This window comes from Psychrobacter cibarius, assembly GCF_904845955.1.
Lineage (GTDB): Bacteria > Pseudomonadota > Gammaproteobacteria > Pseudomonadales > Moraxellaceae > Psychrobacter > Psychrobacter cibarius_B.
This window is the reverse complement of the sequence record NZ_CAJGYX010000002.1, coordinates 428,379-448,133: the sequence shown is the minus strand read 5'-3', so window position 1 is coordinate 448,133 and position 19,755 is coordinate 428,379. Positions and strand designations below refer to the sequence as shown.

Here is a 19,755-nt window from a genome sequence, read left to right as displayed (position 1 = left end):
AAATTTTGGTGGTCATCACAAACTGCGTAAGTTGTAAAAAAGTCAGCACCTACGACTAAGTAGGCGTTCGCTCTATCGATCGAGCTTTTATCTATTTAACCAATACTCTGTCCAAATGACAGTTTAAAAACTTAAAAACGTTCAAAGTTATAACTTACGACAGAAGCTTTTCAAGCTGCCTTACCACACCATTAACATCTAAACCACAATCAGCCATTTGCTCTGCTTGTGAGCCATGGGCGACAAAGCGATCTGGAATGCCGACATTAATAACGGCGGGGCGGTTGTCTTTAAAGGCTGGTGATTCGTTAAGCAAATACTCATTTACCGCACTGCCCGCGCCGCCCATAACCATGTGCTCTTCCAAAGTCGCAATGTGTGTAATACCTTGCTCTAATAACTTTTCTAATAATGCCGTGTCTAAAGGTTTTACCCAGCGCATATTAATGACATGTATCTGACAGTCTGATTCTATATCATTGTCAATTAGGCTTTCTGCCGCTTGCTGAGCCGTCGCAACCATAGTGCCAAATGCGAGTAGCGCCAGCTTTTTAGGCGCATCCTCACTACCTAATACCGACTCTACCACTGCCTCGCCAACGTTATAAGTTTGTGCTGGCGATGCGATAACTGCGCCAGTACCGACACCACGCGGATAGCGTACTGCCGTGCAGCCTTGGTACTCATAGCACGTATTGAGTAAATGGTAGCATTCGTTTTCATCTTTTGGCGCGGCGATCAGCATATTGGGCACGCAGCGTAAAAAGGCAAAATCGAATACGCCTGCATGCGTTGCACCATCTTCACCGACTAGGCCAGCACGATCAATAGCAAACATCACATCAAGGTTTTGCAAAGCCACATCATGAATCAGCTGATCATAGCCACGTTGCAAAAACGTCGAATAAATCGCCACAATCGGTTTGACGCCTTGGGTTGCCATACCAGCAGCCAGTGTGACTGCGTGTTGCTCGGCAATGGCTACATCAAAAAAACGCTCCGGAAATTGACGGGCAAAATCAATCATCCCCGAGCCTTCTTCCATAGCAGGTGTGACGGCAAGCAGCTTATCGTCTGCGACTGCTTTGTCACATAAGAATTGCCCAAATACTTGCGAGTATTTTAACGCCGGCTTCACTTTTGAAACCTTAGCTTCCGAATTACTCGCTATTTTATCTTTTGCTTCATTATCTTCGGCAGGCAGCTTGCTGATAGCATGATAGCCGACGGGATCTAACTCAGCTGGGGCAAAACCTTTTCCTTTGGTGGTATAAATATGGACTAAAACAGGCCCTTTTATCTGCTTGGCAAGTGACAATACTCGCAGTAGCTCAGGGATATTATGACCATCAAACGGACCGAAGTAGGTAAAACCAATCGCTTTAAATAAATTGTCTTCTAACTGCGGCACATCGCGCATCTCTTTGTGACGCTTACGGCGATCAAAGCCTTGCATGTCAGGGCGCTGGCATAGTACTGGCTCGCCTGCATCAGAGATATCAACCTGATACCCTGACTCCCACAGCATCGCTAAATGCCGTGAAAAACCACCGATAGAACAAGAGATCGACATATCATTGTCATTTAAAATGACCAATAAATCCGCATCTTGTTGCACCGCATCATTCATCGCTTCAAACGCCATACCACCGGTCATTGCACCATCACCAATGATACAAGCAACGGTTTGCGCGCGACCCTTGATAGCGCAGTGCTAAGCTCATGCCTAGACCAGCTGAGATTGACGTCGATGAATGACCAACGCCAAAGGTATCGTAAACGGATTCTGCACGCTCAGGAAAAGCAGTCAGACCATCTTTTGAGCGAATCGTCGCCAACTGATCACGGCGACCCGTCAAGACTTTATGGGCATAGGCTTGATGACCCACGTCCCAAACGATTTGATCTTGCGGCGTATCTAGTAGGTAATGCAGCGCAATGGTCAATTCAACCACGCCCAAATTAGCACCAAAATGCCCACCGCTTTGACCTGCTGAATACAATAGAAATAGCCGCAGCTCATCAGCCAAGGTGATAAGTTGAGCGGTTGTCAGGGCATTAAGATCAGCTGGCGCTGCAATGCTATCCAGCAAAGGCGTATCAGGACGGACGCGTGGAATCACAGTATAAGTCTGCTGTAAATTCGACAGCTGGGCAGCAGAATCGACAGCTGGCATAGATACGGACTGAGACTGTGGGGAATGAGGTGACTGCTGCATAAACCGTACGATACCTACCAATCTGCTGACAAGACAGCCTCTTAGTGCATAATGCTACCTAAGTGACGTCAATAATATCTACACCATTATTGGTGTAATCGACCATCTAACTGTTCATAAATTTATTCAGGCAGCCTCTATGTCTTTATATAAACATATAAAGAGCGGCGCTACACCGAATAGCACATACGCTGCCGTCATAGACAGCGATGGAGTTTGCTTTGGCGCTTTCATAACAAGGGATAATATTATGCCTTATTATTGTGCATCAATATCGGATGTTAGTGACGACATAGTAATGTAAGGGCAAAGACTTGTCACTGTATCCGTCAAAATAGTATGGCATAATAGCATTTATTTTTAATTGTCGCTTTAATCATCGTGCGTCGTTTGTGAACTTTGTGTGTTTTTATAATAAAGACAATCAGCATGCAGTCTTTACGAATGAATTATACTGGCATTATCCTACTTTCATCATGCAGCTAGGATGTCATCGCTGTTTTAATATGGTTAAAAAAGACCCTCTACCGCCACGCTTATCGGCTTATGCAGGACATTAATGTCATATCAATTTATTACCAGTGCCAAACTACCTACTCGTCACGGCGAGTTTGATATTCATATCTTTGAAAACGACGAAGGTCAAGAGCATGTGATGCTGACTGTCGGTCTGCCTGTCGTCGATCAACATACGGCGGACAACTCACCGAGTCAAACGGACGCCACGCGAGCAGAAAAAACCATTCCATTGATTCGCATTCATTCAGAATGCTTGACGGGCGATGCTTTTAGCTCATTAAAATGTGACTGTGGACCGCAGCTCAACACAGCGATGCAAGCAATACAAGAGACTGGCTGCGGGGCGATATTATACTTGCGCCAAGAAGGTCGCGGTATTGGTCTGACCAATAAGATTCGCGCTTACGCCCTGCAAGACCAAGGTCATGATACTTTAGATGCCAACCTCATGTTGGGCTTACCTGCTGATGCGCGCATTTATGATATGTGCGGGCCGATGCTCGCTCATATCGGTGTTGATGCCGTCAGACTCATCACCAACAATCCAGACAAAGTGGCTTATCTAACCGAGCACGGTATTAATGTCGTGGAACGCGTGCCTTTATTGGTTGGGGTGAATGATATGAATGCTGAATATTTAGCGACTAAGCGCGACCGCATGGGTCATTTATTAGATAAAGATTTCAATACCGCGTTACATCTTAATAAGTAGACATCAATACACTAAATAAATAGATATTTTATGAGTATTTCAAATACAGAGAATAAGACAGAGCTATCAGCGGCAAACTTAACAGTGCCAGCCAATAACGACATCATGCGTGTGCGTGAATTTTTGGTCGATTTGCAGGCTCGTATCTGTCAAGCCTTAGAAGCGCAAGAGCGCGATGGTGGCGGCAATGCAACCTTTGTCCCTGATGACTGGGAACGTCCTGAAGGCGGCGGCGGTCGCTCGTGTGTCCTAGCAGATGGTGAGGTGATTGAAAAAGCGGGTGTGATGTTCAGTCATATTCACGTGCATAACTTGCCTGCTTCAGCCACTGCACGCCATCCCCATATCGCTGGTCGTAAAGCCCAAGCCATGGGTGTCTCATTGGTTGTCCATCCCAAAAACCCGAACGTCCCAACCAGCCATGCCAATGTGCGTTTGTTCGTTGCTGAAGCTGAGGGCGAAGACCCTATTTGGTGGTTTGGTGGTGGTTTTGATTTGACGCCGTTTTATCCCGTACTCGCTGATTGCGTGCATTGGCATCAAGTCTGTCATGATCTGTGCGCGCCTTTTGGTGACAGCGTCTACCCTGATTTCAAGCAATGGTGTGATGAGTATTTTCACCTACGTCATCGTAATGAGCAGCGCGGTATCGGCGGCTTATTTTATGATGATGTCAATACAGAAAGTCGCGGCTGGGACTTTGAAACCTGTTTTAATTTTATGAAGGCGGTCGGCAACGGTTATCTTGACGGTATCATGCCCATCTTTGAACAGCGTAAAGATACCCCTTATACCGAGGCACAGCGCGAATTTCAGCTCTATCGCCGTGGTCGCTATGTTGAGTACAACCTTGTTTATGACCGCGGCACTTTATTTGGACTACAAAGCAATGGCCGTATCGAGTCTATCTTAGTCAGTATGCCGCCGCTTGCCAGCTGGCATTATCGCTTTGAGCCGACTGAAGGCTCGCCTGAGTTTGCATTGACCGATTTTTATCTAAAACCACGCGCTTGGTTGACTCTATAGTTTGTGTGAATATAATAAAGGCTAAGGTATTTATTAGCTTGTCTTTAGAGAGTATTAAGAAGGTCAGCTATCCACGCTGACCTTTTTATATGAGCGATAATTTATATGAGCGAAAGTCACTGACTCAAAAATTACGATGATATAACAACTAAATTTACGTCCACTGCACAGATAACCGTTACAATGAAAACTATTGTTGGAAAAATCCTTTAGAAGCGAATGCGTTTCCAAAAGATGTTGAGGTAATTTTTATAACAATACGCTTTATTTAAAAGCAGTATTTAGAAGAAACCTTTCGATTTAAAAGAAGTCTTTAAAGGCAGATATTTAAAAACAGTATGTAAAGCCAGCGTTTATAAGCGCGCCTACTACTAATCAATTTTACAGGAGTAATTCACATGGCACAGGTTCATACCAACCAATCATTAAAATCTATCTTTGGCATCACATTGATGGCAGCCGCCCTAGGTCTAACAGCGTGTAGCACTGCCACTGACCCTGATGTAAAAGCCCGCCAAGATAGCATGAAAAGCTATGGTGATGCGATGGGTGTCATGGGTGATATGATGAAAGCACCTGACACCTTTGATGCCACCGTGTTCAAAGAGCAAGCCGCATTTTTAGCAGAAGACGCTGCTACGCCTTGGAGTCATTTTGAAAATAAAGAAGCCGTTGGCAATGCGACTGATGCCGTTTGGTCAAATGCCGATGGTTTTCGCGCAGAAGCAGAAAACTTTCAAAAAGTCACTGCTGAGCTGAACGCTGCTGCACAAACAGCCACTAGCATCGACGACGTCAAACCAGCCTTTGGTGAAGTCGGCGCTAGCTGTAAATCATGTCATACTGACTTTAAAGTCAAAACTGACTAAATTGTCATAAATTGATATCGTAAAAAAATCCGCCATGTCATTTGATAGGGCGGATTTTTATTTCGAAAATATTGTGTAAAAGGTAGTTCTTTAAAATAACGCGCTAAACAAATTACTCTGCTACAGCTTTATTAACATCGTTATTAACATCGATCGCCTTTTGCTCATGCAATTTATTCACAATCGATGTCACTGATGGGTCACTCAAATCTATCGTGCGTATCGGGAATGGAATGTTGACACCTGCTGCATCGAGTGCGCTCTTAATCTCTACGATCACTTGATGAATCGACGTCACTTTGTTGGCTTGAGTGCCATCTTCGATAAACCAACGTACCATCAAATCTATCGTTGAATCACCAAAGCCCGTAGCAATCACACTTGGCTGCGCTTTCTTCGATACGCTTTCGACTTTATTTAACGCTTGTAGAATCTCAGCTTTTGCTGCCTCGATATCATCTTCATAGCCAATACCGACAGCCACTTGCAAACGGCGCTGCTTATAGGCGGTATTGACAGTCAATGCTGAGGTATACAAATCAGAGTTGGGAATAACCACTTGCCGACCGTCATACGTCTTGATAGTCGTGGCGCGTATTTTAATATCCTCAACCGTCCCTTCATAGTCGCCTGAGACAATCTGATCACCGATGCGAAACGGCTCTGAGATCAGCAGCAAAATACCAGAGAGCAAGTTTTGAAAAATATCTTTAAAGGCAAAACCAATAGCGACGGAACCAATACCGAGTGCACCAATCAGCTTAGCAGGGGTAAATCCTGGCACGGCAATCACCATAGCAATCATAAAACCGATAAAAATGATGAGTGCGCCGCCTACTCGCTGAAACACTTTAACCAAGTTCTGATGCCGACTGCGACTGCCTAAAAGTTTGTATACCACTTTTTTGAAGACAATCGATAGAAACCAAAAAATCAGAATAACAATAATTGATGCGACAAAATAAGGAATGCGTTCAACAAAGCCAACCACTATCTCATTTGCTGAATCAATGATGCTTTGATATGTCAGCACATCTGTTGTCACTGGTTCAGCCGCTATATTGGTATTTACTGTCGTTTCTGCCTCAGAGGTAGGCATCTAGACGTCACTCCTTTGGTTGGTTGGCTTTATGCTTCCATTCACTCGATTAATTGATTGTTTGACTAGGGCGTGTCCTAGACTAACTGACGTATTGCCGTATTGACGTACCAGCCTGTCAAGCTAGCCCATTAAATCTGCTTGTACAATTTCAATCCAGTAACCATCAACATCTTTGATAAAGGCAATGTTTTTCATACTGCCATCTTCTGGACGTTTTTTGAATTCGACATTATTTTTATCAAACCAAGCAACCGCTTCGTCGAGACTAGGTACGCTAAAGCAGATATGTCCAAAACCTTGTGGCTCACCATTACCATCATGATAACTAAAGTCAGCTTTCGTTTCAGTACCATAATTATGGGTCAATTCTAAGATGCCGCGTTGACGGAAGGCAAAGATTTCCAAATCATTACCTGCGGGCAAATTGTCGCGCTCGCTTTCGGTTAACTTGGCTAAAAAGTACAAATCAAAACCCATATCAGGGAATTTTTTTACCGCCAGCAAAGTCATACCAAGGACACCAGTATAAAACGCCAACGACTTGGCAGGATCTTTGACACGTAGCATGGTGTGGTTAAAAGTGAAACCTGTCGTCTGTGCTGAGATAGGCTGCACACCATCGGTATTGACGCTGCTCGTTGGCTGGGCGATAAGTGATTCGTTATTATTATCAGTGGCTGAGCCAGTATTTGCTGTAGACATAGTCATCCTAATATTGACAAAATAGAGAGTTTAAAAGCAAGCGCGTGAATATTTTTTACGCGCTTGACCCTTTTATCATAATAAAAAATCGCGAAAGCATTGAGTGGGTTTTGTAAGAGCGCACACTTGGTGCTACCCATTTAACCGATTAATTAGCTGTCTAAGAAACGTACTTTTCCTGTCTCCAAATCATACTCTGCACCAACGACCAGCAATTGACCGCTATTGGTTAAGTCTTCTAATGCCCGCGAGCCATGTTTGAGCTGGCTAACTGACATACGGACGTTAGCGCGGATAGAGCGATCGACCAACTCGTCGGCATCGACATCTTGACCATTAGCAGTGGCCAGCTCATGCAAATTATAAACGCTTGGGCGAATGCGATCGACAATCGACTGCAAGTTGGGCGAATAGTTTTTCTCAGGATTGATCAGTGTCTCAACACAAGCCGTGACCGCGCCGCAATGTGAGTGCCCAAGCACGACCACCAATTTTGTACCGAACTTTTCGGCCGCAAACTCAATCGAGCCAATCTGTGAGGGCGCGACGACATTACCAGCGACTCGAATAACGAACAAATCACCCAGACCTTGATCAAATACAATCTCAACTGGTACTCGTGCATCCGAGCAACCCAAAATAATGGCCAAGGGATCTTGATCTTTAACCAATTCAGGTCGTCTTTGCATTGTTGGATCAGTGGTGGTCAAACTATCTATGTAGCGCATATTGCCTTCTTTTAAAAGCGCAAGAGCTTCTTGACCGGTTTTCGGGCGTGTATCGTTAGGCATAAGACATCCTTTATCATTAATAATATTAGCGTTATAAACAGCTTTACACACATGTATTCAAACATAGATTTGCGAATGGCTACCAACCTATCAGGCGCATTGTGTTTGTCTGCCATACCGTGATTGTATAGGAATAAAAACCAAAAAATGATAAAAATTTTTGTTTAAATATCGTTATAGAATGGCAGTTATTGCCAATCATACAGAATTATAAAGTTGGAAGTGAAACTGAAAAACAGAAATGCGTTAGCCAAAACCGAGCATCAAACAGACAACACCGAACTATCAAGCATCAACAGCCATTGACAGCGTAACCGTGTTGCTCGCAGAACTTATAACGAACTTGCACTGATTTATATCAAGGGTTTGTTATAATACGCGGCGACCAAATCGGGTTTACACCCATCGCTTATATCCATATCAAATCACCTTGACCACAGTGTCCTAAATAAATAGCTGTACTGCGATGTCGGACACGTAGGAATAAATATTATGACCAATTCACCGCCAAATATGCACAGAGCCTCTGCATCAGCTCAAGATGACAAAGTACTACTGCAACTGACTGGTCTAAAAAAAACCTATGATCAAACTGAAGTATTAAAAGACATCAATCTTGATATCAAGCACGGTGAATTTTTGACGCTACTTGGTCCATCAGGCTGCGGTAAAACAACCTTACTGCGCCTAATCGCTGGTTTTGAGCAGCCAAATGCTGGGGCAATTTATCTAGACGGCGTACAGATGGCTGGCTTGCCAGCGGATAAACGTCCCGTAAACACAGTATTTCAGCAGTACGCCTTGTTTCCACATATGAGTGTCGCGCAAAACGTTGCTTACGGGCTTAAGCTCAAAAAAGTACCGAAAGATGAGATTCAAACCCGCGTGCGCGAGATGCTCGCCATGGTACAGCTGGAGCATTTAGCCAATCGCAGGCCACAAGACTTGTCTGGTGGTCAGCAGCAGCGTGTCGCCATTGCACGGGCGGTCATCAATCGTCCTAAACTGTTGCTACTTGATGAGCCACTATCTGCGCTCGATCATAAGCTGCGTTTACAAATGCAATCTGAGCTTAAACGGCTGCAACGAGAGCTTGGCATCACTTTTGTATTTGTCACCCACGATCAAGAAGAAGCGCTATCGATGTCAGATCGTATCGCCGTGATGAAAAATGGCACTTTTCAGCAAATCGGCACGCCTATTGAGATTTATGAAACACCGGCGAATTTATTTACCGCCAAGTTTATCGGTGAGACCAACTTGTTTAAAGCGGAAGTCAGAGGCGTTTATCCTAACCAACCAGATCGCGACGGTCGCGTGACCAATGGCCGTATCGAAGTCGAAGTTTGTGAAGCACAAGCGCAAGACGGTCCGACCACCTTACGCAATCTACGCCGCCCTGATTTTGCTAACGATGTACAAGTGGGCGATATCGTTAATTTATTGCTACGTCCTGAAGATTTGCGAATTTATGACCCCAATGATAAAGAACATGGTGGCTTACTCGGGCGAGTAATTGAAAGCAACTATAAAGGTAGCACCCTAGATTCGATTATTGAATTAGCAAACGGTCACATTATTAAGGCTTCTGAATTCTTTGATGAGGATGATCCAAGCTTTGATTACAAGTTATATGAAGGCGTTAAAGTATCATGGGTCGATGGCTGGGAATGGGTACTACCAGAAGACGGTACGCTTGATGATGAAGCCAATCATCAAGCTGCCAGTTTAGCTGCTCAAAAGGATATTAGCTGATGGCAGGTCATAGCTTAGGCAGCAAAAGTCCTTTTCGTACCGTAACGCTCTGGCTGATTTGGGGTTGGTTATTGATATTTGCGCTATTGCCAAATATCTTAGTCATCGCTGTCAGTTTTTTGAGCCGCGATAGCAGTGCTTTTATTAGCTTGCCTGTCAACATCGACAGCTATATACGCATGATTGATCCGCTATATTTTGGCGTATTTATTCATTCGTTATGGATGGCAGGCATCACAACCATCATCTGCTTGTTACTTGGCTACCCTTTTGCTTGGCTGATAGCCAAAGCCAAAACGCGTTGGCAGCCGCTACTCATGATGCTGTTAATTCTACCATTTTGGACCAACTCTTTGGTGCGGACGTATGCACTCAAGTTATTGTTTGCCAATAATGGTTTGATTAATAAATCGCTGCTGGCAATCGGTATCATCGATGCCCCGATTGATATTTTATACACGCAAGTGGCGGTGATTGCTGGTTTGACGTATTTACTGTTCCCATTTATGGTGTTGCCGTTGTATGCGGTCTTTACCGATCTGCGCCATGACATGCTACTGGCATCACAAGACTTAGGTGCATCAAAGACCCAGACTTTTTGGCATATCATATTGCCATTGACGACGCCTGGCATTATCTCAGGAGTATTATTGGTGCTGCTGCCTGCAATGGGTATGTTTTATGTGGCAGATATTTTGGGTGGTTCACGCAATTTATTGGTCGGCAATATCATCAAAAACCAGTTCTTGGATGCGCGTGACTGGCCATTTGGCGCAGCTGCCAGCGTGTTATTAACGCTAGCAATGGCAGTGCTATTACTCGCCTACCGTGCCAGTAGTCGCCGCATTGGCAAGACCGACTTTAATGAGGTGGCCTAATGTCTGATAGTTCACTGAATCATCAACTGAATAGCTCGGCAACTAAAAAAAGATCGTCTATTAAGATTGGCAGTATCGCGGCTAAAGGCTATCTTAGCCTCATTTATACCATGCTGTATTTGCCAATTATCGTCTTAGTTGTCATGTCCTTTAATAAGTCTAAAGTCGGCTATAACTGGGGCGGCTTTAGCTTAAAGTGGTATGAGTCGCTGTTGAATAACCAAGCGATGCTCGATGCTTTTTGGCATTCTATTGTATTGGGGTTGGTCGCAGCCACCGTCTCAACTTTGATAGGAACATTGACCGCCCTCGCGCTACATCGATATAACTTTCGCGGTAAAGGCTTATTAAATGGGTTGTTATTTGTATTAATGATGTCGCCTGAAATTGTACTCGCTATTTCATTATTGGCATTATTCTTATTAATAGGGTTGCAATTAGGGTTCGTCTCGCTGTTACTCGCGCACATTACTTTTTGCTTACCGTTTGTAGTCATCACGGTGTTTGCACGATTGAGCAGTCTGGATGAACGCTTGATGGAAGCCGCACGCGACTTGGGTGCCAATGAATCAACGATGGTGCGTACCGTGCTCATTCCTGTCATCTTTCCAGCCGTGATGGCTGGTTGGTTACTTGCTTTTACCTTATCACTCGATGATGTGGTGGTTTCTACCTTTGTCACGGGGCCCAGTTATGAGATTTTACCACTGCGGATTTATTCGATGGTACGGGTAGGACTCAAGCCAGAGGTCAATGCCATTGGGACGATTTTATTGGTTGCCTCGCTGATATTGGTGATTATTTCACAGCTATTATTGCGTCGACGCTAGTTTGCCATTGCTCATTTAGCATTGCTGATTAAAAATCAGACTTTGAATGAAAATCAGCGCTATATCGATTATAATGAATTTTTCTCACTTTAGCGGTTAGGTTGTCTTATGTTAGAGCTTCGTCATCTCAATACCTTAACCGCGCTGCGAGCGCATGGCTCATTGGCGGCGGCTGCCGATGAACTGCACGTCACGGCTTCCGCGGTCTCGCATCAGCTAAAAGAGCTGGAAAATTATTACGATATCAGCTTGGTCAATCGCCGAACACGCCCGCTGACTTTTACGCCAGCAGGTAAAACGGTACTAGCATTGGCAGATAGCATCATGCCGCAGGTCACTCGTACCAAATCCAATCTTAAGCGCTTAGCTCACGGTCAAGCGGGTAGATTACGGCTAGCCTCTGAATGTCACAGTTGCTTCGATTGGCTAATGCCGATACTCAATCATTACCGCCGCGAATGGTCTGATGTAGAGCTAGATTTTGCGACAGGTTTTGAGCCAGAGCCGCACCACTTATTGATGGAAGGTGATATTGATTTACTCATTACCACCAGCGATTTACCGATAGACGGTATCAGCTATCAGCCGTTATTTGAGTATGAAAGTCGCTTGGTGCTATCGCCAACGCATGATTTGGCGGCGCAGAAATTTATTGAGCCAGATGATTTAACCAATGAAACCCTGATTGCGTATCCAGTGGAAGCCAAGCGCCTTGATATTATTGCCAATTTTATGACCCCCGCGCAGGTAAGCTTTGATAGTATTCGTACTACAGAATTGACGGCGATGCTGATTCAATTGGTTGCTAGTGAACGCGGTGTGGCGGCGTTACCTGATTGGGTGGTTGCTGAATATGAGAAAAAAGGCTGGGTCGTCTCGCGTCCATTGGGTACGGGTGTGCATTGTCAGCTATATGCAGCGACGCGCACATCGAGCCAAGATACCGCTTATATGCAAGGTTTTGCGAATTTATTAGAAGGTATTGTGAAGCCGGTGTAGTATTTCACTATCTACTAAATTATTCCAGTTGAGAAATATCATCCGCTCTCTTACGCTATGACGAGCGTTATGGTAAATAACGGTACCCTAGTGAGGACTTGAACCTTTGGCTGTAGGCTAATGATGGTAACGAATTTAGTTATCTAAATAGTTGCAGTGTACTTTCTGAACAGTTTAAGGCTGTATCTACAATAAAGTACTTATTATAAAGAGTGTGCGGAATTTCATTTAAGCATTAACACAAGTCAGCGATAGAGACACCTTTTATAAGTGTTCTTATTTATCGTGGGAGATTACCGCTTGCGACTATTCTACAAGCTCAATCATACTTCATAAAATTTGACTGCTTTTTAAGGTCAGATTTATGCTTATACTCATTAATGGAATTTGAGGATGTTGCTCTCTCACTGGAAGCAATAATCCTATGATTTTCAATTGTTATACTATTTTCGGTAGAAAAAACACCATCAGCCGTTAAGGTTTTTTCATCATTAGACGCAGTGAAAGATGACTCAGATTGGAAGATTTCCGATGCCATGGGCAGGATGGCAAAGGTAGAGGTGACGGGCACCATGGCTAAAATGAATAATGTTAAGCTAAATAATATTTGGGATTTTATACGAACCAAATTATTCTTCATGAGCGCGATCCTTTATATATACCATTTCTCATCATAATGCTGATAAAACAATATTTTAAGCCAAACCTGTCTTTTTCAATTAACGGTGACGGTTGTGGTTCTGATTTTGATTATACTTACCTTGGTTGTGACCATTTTATTGACCACGTTTTGCTCTATTTCCAGCTCTCATTTTTTCTAACTGATTACGCTGTGATACGGTCAGTACTTTTGAGATTGCCGCATGGTTATTTTTATAACCGTTTTTACCATTGTTATGATTTGATTTTTGAATCGCTTGAATTTGGCTTTTTTGTTTTTTGGTTAGGTTCAGTTTAGACAATGGACCATTATTTACACCCATTCCATAGTGAGTAGGGTTAGACGGTGCCGCATTTGCCTGACCAACCATAGCTAGGCAGGTAGAGATTGCTAATACTGAGCCTACGGCAATTTTTTTAAACATAATAATTTTCATCGTTATTTCCTTTTTAATTGACACTGGCTATAAATCTTAGTTTTTGTTATCCATCTTTTTTTGAGAGAAAGACGCTCAAACATTATGATCAAACTTCGTTCTGTCGACAAAGGAAATGATAACGGATTATGGTGTTGCGTAGATTTATGAAAGTTAAAGAAGAGTAACGACTGTGGCTGAATAGCGCGTACTTATTACCTGTTTGATAATGTCTCGTTAAATATAGGTAATAGGTGATGAGGGTTTGGTTTTGTAATGATAAAAGAGAGATGCGGCTTCATAATATGGTACTTATATAACATACATAATACTAATAATACGGCGACAACCGACACGGAATTCACTTGTACCATTTTTGCCGCATAGCGACCAAACCAAATATCGAAGTGATTGGGACTAATAATATGGACAAGATCGAAGGTAACTAAAAATATACCCCAAGGGAACCAGCTAAAAAGTCTCGAAAACCTATTAATAGACCACTTAAAACAGACTGGTATAATGGAACCACTTATATTAGACCATTATACGAATGACATCTATCGAAGCTTATAAAACCAGCTTAAAAAAGTAAAATCCGATAGCGGTTGCTAGTAACGTCAGTCCCAGATGTAGTCCGACCAATCCCAAACCTGCTAATAATTTACCAGCGTTGATAAAGGTAAAAACTTCTGCACTAAAAGTACTAAAGGTGGTCAATCCGCCCAAAAAACCGGTAATCACAAACAGTCGGACATTGGGCGATAAACTGCTGCCCACGCGCTCAAACCACACCAGTGCTAACCCTATTAATAATCCACCCAATACATTGGCACCAAGCGTCCCAAGGGGTATCCAGTGATGCAGCGGATTAAAGCGAGCCAACCACGCCCTCAGGCAAGCCCCAATGGCAGCCCCTAGTCCAATAGCAAGCCACTGCATAGTTTATCCTTAGGTTTAAGAAAGGTTAACGGAGATAGTATTGAGCAAAGCCGTCTTACACTGCTGGTAGCTCAGTCATCGGCCAACGCGGCACACAGCTCACCGCTAAATCATCAGACTGCCCTGCCTGCAGGCGCTCATAACCAGCATAAGCAATCATCGCCCCATTATCAGTACATAATGCAGGAGGCGCATAATGCACAGTGGCATTTATCTTGGCAAGCTCGCTCTCCAAAGTTTCACGCAGATGAGTGTTGGCACTGACACCGCCCGCAATCACCAATCGACTCATCTCTACTTGCTTCAGTGCTTTCACGCACTTTCTCACCAGCGTATCGACGACTGCATGCTGAAAACTGGCGGCGATATCGGCGCGAACTTGCGGATCGCTATCCGCATTATTCCCTGAGCCACCTGAACCATCGGTGTCTTTAATAAGATTATGCACGGCGGTTTTCATACCGCTAAAAGAAAAATCTAAGCCGCGATGCAGCATGGGTCTTGGCAAATTGTAAGCAGTTGGGTTGCCTGTTTCAGCCAATTTGGCAATATTGGGACCACCCGGATAAGGCAAGCCTAGCATTTTGGCGGCTTTATCAAAGCATTCACCTGCGGCATCATCGATCGACTCACCCAATATTTCATATTGCCCGACACCACGTGCGGCGATGAGTAATGTATGCCCACCTGAGACCAATAACGAAACAAACGGAAAGGCCGGTGGATTAGCACCCATCAGTGGTGCGAGCAGATGTCCTTCCATATGATGGATACCAATCGCTGGTATATCCAAACCATACGCCAAACTGCGCCCAAATAATGCGCCCGTCATCAGAGCGCCAATGAGTCCAGGTCCCTTAGTATAAGCAATGGCATCAATCTCATTTTTCTTTACATTGCACTGCTCTAACAACTCATTAAGCAAAGGCACCAACTTACGAATATGATCGCGGCTGGCAAGCTCAGGCACAACGCCACCATACAGTGCGTGCAGCTCTATTTGTGAATACAGGACTTGTCCAACCAGCCCTTGATTGTCACTATTCACCTGTTCACTGTCAAAAATCGCCAGACCTGTCTCATCACAAGAAGTCTCTAAACCCAATACTTTCATATTTTTGCCTTTATCATACTTTGGTCTGCGTATTATTTGTTACAACGTTGCTATCTTTTAGGGCGTGTCTTCTTTTTAAAAATGGTGATAAAAATTGCCGTCAAACAAGGAAAGCAGCGCAAATAATATCGAGATATTAATAAGCTATTTGACAATGTTTGGCGATGTTTGACAAAATTTAGCCATTTTTAGCCTATTTAGAGGTTAATCGATTGAATTGAGGACACGCCCTCTTATCTGCTAAAAAACGTGCATAAAAAAAACCGCCATTGTCAGTCACAATGACGGTCAGTTTAACAAATTTCAATGGTCAATATCTCTTAATATATCAGATCAGCTAACTGCTTCAATCATGTAATCTACAGCCGCGTAAACTTGGGCTTCACTGACCTTATCGGTGGCTTGTGCTGGCATCTTATTAAAGCCTTTTGCCGAATGCATGTGCAGCGTCTCTGTGCCTTTAGCCAGTCGCGGCTCCCACGCGGCTTTATCACCGTATTTCGGCGCGTTCAGCAGCCCTCCTTCATGACAAACCTTGCAGTTGGTCTCATAAAGCTTGGCGCCTGCATCCGCAGCCAACACTTCAGGCTCCGCGGAGATTTCCTGCACTGGCTTATCTTCAATGACCGTCGTCTCGGTATCTGCCACAGGTTCAGGTGTAACGACTTCAGGTTCGACTATAGGTGCGTCTTCTACCACTGCCGTTGTATCGGCAGATTCATTGACAACAGCAGGCTCTTCAACCGCTGCATTGTCACCACTACAAGCAGTGATTGCTAATAGCGCACTTAAACTAATGGCAGATAAGACCAGTTTATTCATACGCTGCTGTTTACTTATCATGATCACACCTCTATTCGATATTTCATGTTAGCGACTGTTTATGACAGCGCATAAATTCAAAACATATCAACACACAAACCGTGATTAGTTCGTAGCTGGTTCAGCGTCAGCAGTAGGCGTTGCCGCCGTATCAGCAGCTGGCACATCTGCACTACTAGCTGGCATATCTGCACTGTCAGCGACAGCAACATCGCTATCCGTTGCATCTGTCATATCAGTAGCAGTCGTCCCTGCTTCAGTAGTTGCAGCACCATCTACGGTGCCATCAGCTTCAGTTACTGGCGCTGGAGCCGTTTCTGGGAACTCCATTTTTTCAGCTTCAGGCGCGTTTTTGCGAGCCAGCTCAGCGGCTTCATCAACGCGATCTTTTGCCAATACTTCGTGTGATTCGCCTTCTTTCTCACCACTACAAGCGCTAATACCAAAGCCAAGAGCAATGATAAATGCGGTACTTAGCGCTGTATTTAGTCCTGTTTTTTTCATTCCAACATCCTCAATAAAATACACATAAAATGGTTAATATACTGACTATTATATGCAAATTATCATAGCATAAACTCCAACCAAACCGTTATAGACAGTAGGGTTTTTATTCATAGTAATTTTATACTTTGCATTTATAGTTTCATTAAAGCTGGAGCAAAAACCTGCGTTCTAACTACTTTTAGAATTGTCTCTGCGCATTGCCCCTTGCAACTTAATGATAAATATGGATTAATGTGCTAAAATCATTGACTTAACTGATATTTTTTATTAAAATGCTTGCCCTTGTGCTCATGCGCAAGATTATCCTAGTTTGAGCTGATGCCTGTAATCTTGAGATATTACGGCTAAATACTAATACACAGCCAAACTAATGCCCTTATATCTCATCCTAATCGAGGAGTCTTCATGCCTGCAGTTAAGGTTAAAGAAAACGAACCAGTTGACATCGCTATCCGTCGTTTCAAGCGTGCTTGCGAAAAAGCTGGCGTATTATCAGACGTACGTAAGCGTGAGTTTTATGAAAAACCAACGCAAGTACGTAAGCGTAAAAAAGCTGCTGCCGTAAAGCGTTATAAGAAAAAATTACAACGCGAAACTATTCGTACCACTCGTATGTACTAATCGATAATTCGATTAATTAAGTACAAGTGCTACATTAACGCCACTGTTATCCATTGATATCAGTGGCGTTTTTTATGCTACAATTTTTATTATTATTGCTTAAAAATTTGAATAAATACCTCTTAACAAATAAGGATAATAACAATGAGCCAACTTAAACAAACTTTATCAGACAATGTCAAAGTGTCTATGAAAGCACGTGAGCTTGAACGCGTTAAAGTCTTACGCAACGTGCAAGCGGTTATCAAGCAAATTGAGATTGACCGTCAAATAGAGCTTGATGATGCGCAAGTCTTAGATATACTGCAAAAGCAGCTAAAACAACGCCATGAGTCGTTGACTATTTTTACCGAAAACAACCGTGATGATTTGGCAACCAAAGAGCAGTTTGAGATTGATATCATCAATGAATTTATGCCAAAACAAATGGATGATGCTGAACTTGCGGCCTTGGTCAATGCGGAAATCGCTGCACAAGGTGCGACATCTATGCGTGACATGGGCAGTGTGATGGGTATACTAAAGAACAAAACCGCAGGACGCGCAGACCCTGCGCTCATCTCTAAGCTGGTGAAAGATGCGCTGCAAGGCTAGTAATTAGTGTCATCAAAAGCTAATGACGACATCGTAAAAATAACCGCCTAAGGCTCAAAGTCTTTGGCGGTTTTTACTGCTTTGATTTCTGCATTGATATTGGCAAGCAATGGACGGGCGCTACTGGCTTGAGCCGTGGTTTGTAGTTTTTCCGCCAGTTGTTTGGCTTGGGTCAGTGACGTCAACGCACTCTCGTAACGACTACTCCATAGTTGGTCATGACTGCGATAGCGTAGCGCGTTAATGGTGGCAATATTTTTCAGGGACGCAGAGTCGGTCATTTTTGCCAGTTTTTCATTGGCCAGTTGCAGACTTTGCCAAGCATAACGGTCGCTTGGCTGCTGCTCGGTCAGTGGCTTGAGTAGTGCTTGGGCTTTGATTGGCTGATTGCTATTGGTGAGCGCTTCTGCCAAATAAAGACGCAGATCACGACGCTCAGGATACACACGCTGCTGGCTGGCTAATACGTCCGCCGCTTGTGACCATTTATTCTGCTCCGTTAGAATTTGGCTATGAGTAATCGATAGTAAAGGCTCTAAATTTTGGCGCTGCGTAGGCGGCAGTCGATTGATCTCAGCCAGTAAATCACTTGCCTCTGTAAAGCGTTGCTGTTCGCCATACCAGTTCATCAAAGCCAATTTGGCACCTACGCTATTTTTAGCAGCCGTCATTAGCACTGTCTCTGAGGCGTGTTTACCCGTACTTTGGACACGCCAATAGAGCAGATCAAATAAAGCCTGATGGCGCTGCTGCTGATTTAGTGACAATGAGGGATAATGCTGGGCACGACTTTGTGCTTCACTTAAGCGCTCGTTACTGAGTGGATGCGAGCGTACAAAGCTTGGTAAAAATCGATTTTCAACTTGGTTGAGCTGGCTGCGTTGGTTCATCGTGGCAAAGAATCGCGGCATCGCCCTTGGGTCATAGCCTGCTTGGGTCATGATTTGCATGCCCACCCGATCGGCCTCGCGCTCATTATTTCGACTAAATGCCATCGTGCTGTTCATCGTTGCCGTTTGGCTGCCCATCATCACTGCCGCCGCTGCATCACCATCGACCGCCGATGCTGCAATCGCTGCCAGCATACCGCCTATCTGCATCAGCAAGGCCTTTTTGCGCTCATCAGCACCACTTTCGTAATGGCGCTGACTGATGTGAGCAACTTCATGCGCCACCACACTGGCAAGCTCATCCATACTGCTAGCGGCCAGAATCGTCCCTGTATTAAGTCCAATGACCCCGCCTGGTGCTGCAAAGGCATTGATACTTGGGTTATCAATGATAACCAAACCCATCGGCGCTTGCTGCCTTGCTTGCGCATTGAGACGCCAAGTCATGTCTTTGACCGTTTCTTGAATCCAAGGATCATGCTCCATTTTGATACGACCATTGACGTTCCGTAACGACCATTCGCCGAGCAATTTATTTTGATATTGCTCAGCGAAGCTCAAGCCTTGTCCGCGCAAATTGGGCAGATTTAGTTCTTCTGAGCCGCTGGTTTTCCATGAATTATAATTGGATGCCATCGCTTTGCTGCTCGTATTAGCATTATTAAAACTATCCTCACTCATGGCAGCAGTGGTCATCGTCATTAGTACCGCCGACAATGCCAATTTAATAGCGCTCGATAATGCCATCGAACGCTCGGCACTTTTACATTTTTTTTCCTGGGTCATG

General features: G+C 44.1%; 19 protein-coding genes and 1 pseudogene. 9 read left to right on the top strand and 11 right to left on the bottom strand.

Annotated elements, in window-relative coordinates; genetic code table 11:
* Positions 1-154 precede the first annotated feature (154 nt).
* Positions 155-2,177, bottom strand: a pseudogene (dxs, locus tag JMV76_RS05375) (1-deoxy-D-xylulose-5-phosphate synthase).
* Between the two features lie 601 nt (positions 2,178-2,778).
* On the opposite strand from dxs, the gene ribA reads away from it, so the two are divergent.
* The 3 genes from ribA to JMV76_RS05360 all read left to right on the top strand — a co-directional run bounded on the left by ribA (position 2,779) and on the right by JMV76_RS05360 (position 5,345).
* On the top strand, positions 2,779-3,450 hold the full coding sequence (ribA, locus tag JMV76_RS05370; RefSeq protein WP_045452548.1) for a GTP cyclohydrolase II: 672 nt from the start codon (positions 2,779-2,781) through the stop codon (positions 3,448-3,450).
* Positions 3,451-3,480: 30 nt separating this feature from the next.
* Entirely contained in the window at positions 3,481-4,476 is a 996-nt protein-coding gene (hemF, locus tag JMV76_RS05365) for an oxygen-dependent coproporphyrinogen oxidase (protein ID WP_201501902.1), read from the top strand.
* A 398-nt stretch (positions 4,477-4,874) separates the two neighbouring features.
* Positions 4,875-5,345, top strand: a complete 471-nt coding sequence (locus JMV76_RS05360; RefSeq protein ID WP_201501901.1) for a c-type cytochrome — start codon at positions 4,875-4,877, stop codon at positions 5,343-5,345.
* 112 nt (positions 5,346-5,457) lie between these two features.
* Here JMV76_RS05360 and JMV76_RS05355 read toward each other — a convergent pair whose 3' ends face one another.
* The 3 genes from JMV76_RS05355 to JMV76_RS05345 form a co-directional block, all read right to left on the bottom strand.
* The gene (locus JMV76_RS05355) at positions 5,458-6,444 is read right to left on the bottom strand and encodes a mechanosensitive ion channel family protein (protein WP_227690110.1); all 987 of its coding nucleotides are present in this window, start codon (positions 6,442-6,444) and stop codon (positions 5,458-5,460) included.
* 123 nt (positions 6,445-6,567) lie between these two features.
* Positions 6,568-7,149 carry a lactoylglutathione lyase gene (gloA, locus tag JMV76_RS05350; RefSeq protein WP_201501900.1) on the bottom strand — a complete coding sequence of 194 codons (582 nt, stop codon included), beginning with the start codon at positions 7,147-7,149 and terminating at the stop codon, positions 6,568-6,570.
* A gap of 152 nt (positions 7,150-7,301) precedes the next feature.
* A complete protein-coding gene (locus tag JMV76_RS05345) occupies positions 7,302-7,940 on the bottom strand; it encodes a carbonic anhydrase (RefSeq protein WP_045443399.1) in 639 nt (212 codons plus the stop codon).
* Between the two features lie 492 nt (positions 7,941-8,432).
* On the opposite strand from JMV76_RS05345, the gene potA reads away from it, so the two are divergent.
* The 4 genes from potA (at position 8,433) to JMV76_RS05325 (ending at position 12,402) form a co-directional block, all read left to right on the top strand.
* A complete protein-coding gene (potA, locus tag JMV76_RS05340) occupies positions 8,433-9,695 on the top strand; it encodes a spermidine/putrescine ABC transporter ATP-binding protein PotA (RefSeq protein ID WP_201501899.1) in 1,263 nt (420 codons plus the stop codon).
* A complete protein-coding gene (gene potB, locus JMV76_RS05335) occupies positions 9,695-10,573 on the top strand; it encodes a spermidine/putrescine ABC transporter permease PotB (RefSeq protein WP_201501898.1) in 879 nt (292 codons plus the stop codon). Before potA ends, potB begins: the two co-directional genes overlap by 1 nt.
* A complete protein-coding gene (potC, locus tag JMV76_RS05330) occupies positions 10,573-11,403 on the top strand; it encodes a spermidine/putrescine ABC transporter permease PotC (RefSeq protein ID WP_201501897.1) in 831 nt (276 codons plus the stop codon). The genes potB and potC overlap by 1 nt, the downstream gene beginning before the upstream one ends.
* 108 nt (positions 11,404-11,511) lie before the next feature.
* A complete protein-coding gene (locus JMV76_RS05325; protein WP_045452563.1) occupies positions 11,512-12,402 on the top strand; it encodes a LysR family transcriptional regulator in 891 nt (296 codons plus the stop codon).
* Between the two features lie 319 nt (positions 12,403-12,721).
* Here JMV76_RS05325 and JMV76_RS05320 read toward each other — a convergent pair whose 3' ends face one another.
* The 6 genes from JMV76_RS05320 to JMV76_RS05295 all read right to left on the bottom strand — a co-directional run bounded on the left by JMV76_RS05320 (position 12,722) and on the right by JMV76_RS05295 (position 16,860).
* Complete coding sequence (locus JMV76_RS05320) at positions 12,722-13,042, bottom strand: hypothetical protein (protein ID WP_201501896.1); 321 nt, start codon at positions 13,040-13,042, stop codon at positions 12,722-12,724.
* Positions 13,043-13,178: 136 nt separating this feature from the next.
* A complete protein-coding gene (locus JMV76_RS05315) occupies positions 13,179-13,499 on the bottom strand; it encodes a hypothetical protein (RefSeq protein WP_201501895.1) in 321 nt (106 codons plus the stop codon).
* A gap of 549 nt (positions 13,500-14,048) precedes the next feature.
* On the bottom strand, positions 14,049-14,420 hold the full coding sequence (locus JMV76_RS05310; protein WP_045452571.1) for a CrcB family protein: 372 nt from the start codon (positions 14,418-14,420) through the stop codon (positions 14,049-14,051).
* Positions 14,421-14,475: 55 nt separating this feature from the next.
* Positions 14,476-15,534 carry a tRNA (adenosine(37)-N6)-threonylcarbamoyltransferase complex transferase subunit TsaD gene (tsaD, locus tag JMV76_RS05305; RefSeq protein WP_201501894.1) on the bottom strand — a complete coding sequence of 353 codons (1,059 nt, stop codon included), beginning with the start codon at positions 15,532-15,534 and terminating at the stop codon, positions 14,476-14,478.
* A 333-nt stretch (positions 15,535-15,867) separates the two neighbouring features.
* Complete coding sequence (locus tag JMV76_RS05300) at positions 15,868-16,377, bottom strand: c-type cytochrome (RefSeq protein ID WP_109591187.1); 510 nt, start codon at positions 16,375-16,377, stop codon at positions 15,868-15,870.
* 84 nt (positions 16,378-16,461) lie between these two features.
* Positions 16,462-16,860 (bottom strand): hypothetical protein, encoded by a 399-nt coding sequence (locus JMV76_RS05295; RefSeq protein WP_201501893.1) that lies wholly within the window; start codon positions 16,858-16,860, stop codon positions 16,462-16,464.
* Between the two features lie 408 nt (positions 16,861-17,268).
* On the opposite strand from JMV76_RS05295, the gene rpsU reads away from it, so the two are divergent.
* Both rpsU and JMV76_RS05285 read left to right on the top strand, forming a co-directional pair.
* Entirely contained in the window at positions 17,269-17,484 is a 216-nt protein-coding gene (rpsU, locus tag JMV76_RS05290; protein ID WP_010195908.1) for a 30S ribosomal protein S21, read from the top strand.
* 144 nt (positions 17,485-17,628) lie between these two features.
* A complete protein-coding gene (locus JMV76_RS05285) occupies positions 17,629-18,078 on the top strand; it encodes a GatB/YqeY domain-containing protein (RefSeq protein WP_201501892.1) in 450 nt (149 codons plus the stop codon).
* Positions 18,079-18,125: 47 nt separating this feature from the next.
* On the opposite strand, the gene JMV76_RS05280 is transcribed toward JMV76_RS05285, so the two are convergent.
* Positions 18,126-19,754 carry a M48 family metalloprotease gene (locus JMV76_RS05280; RefSeq protein WP_201501891.1) on the bottom strand — a complete coding sequence of 543 codons (1,629 nt, stop codon included), beginning with the start codon at positions 19,752-19,754 and terminating at the stop codon, positions 18,126-18,128.
* Between the last annotated feature and the right edge of the window lies 1 nt (position 19,755).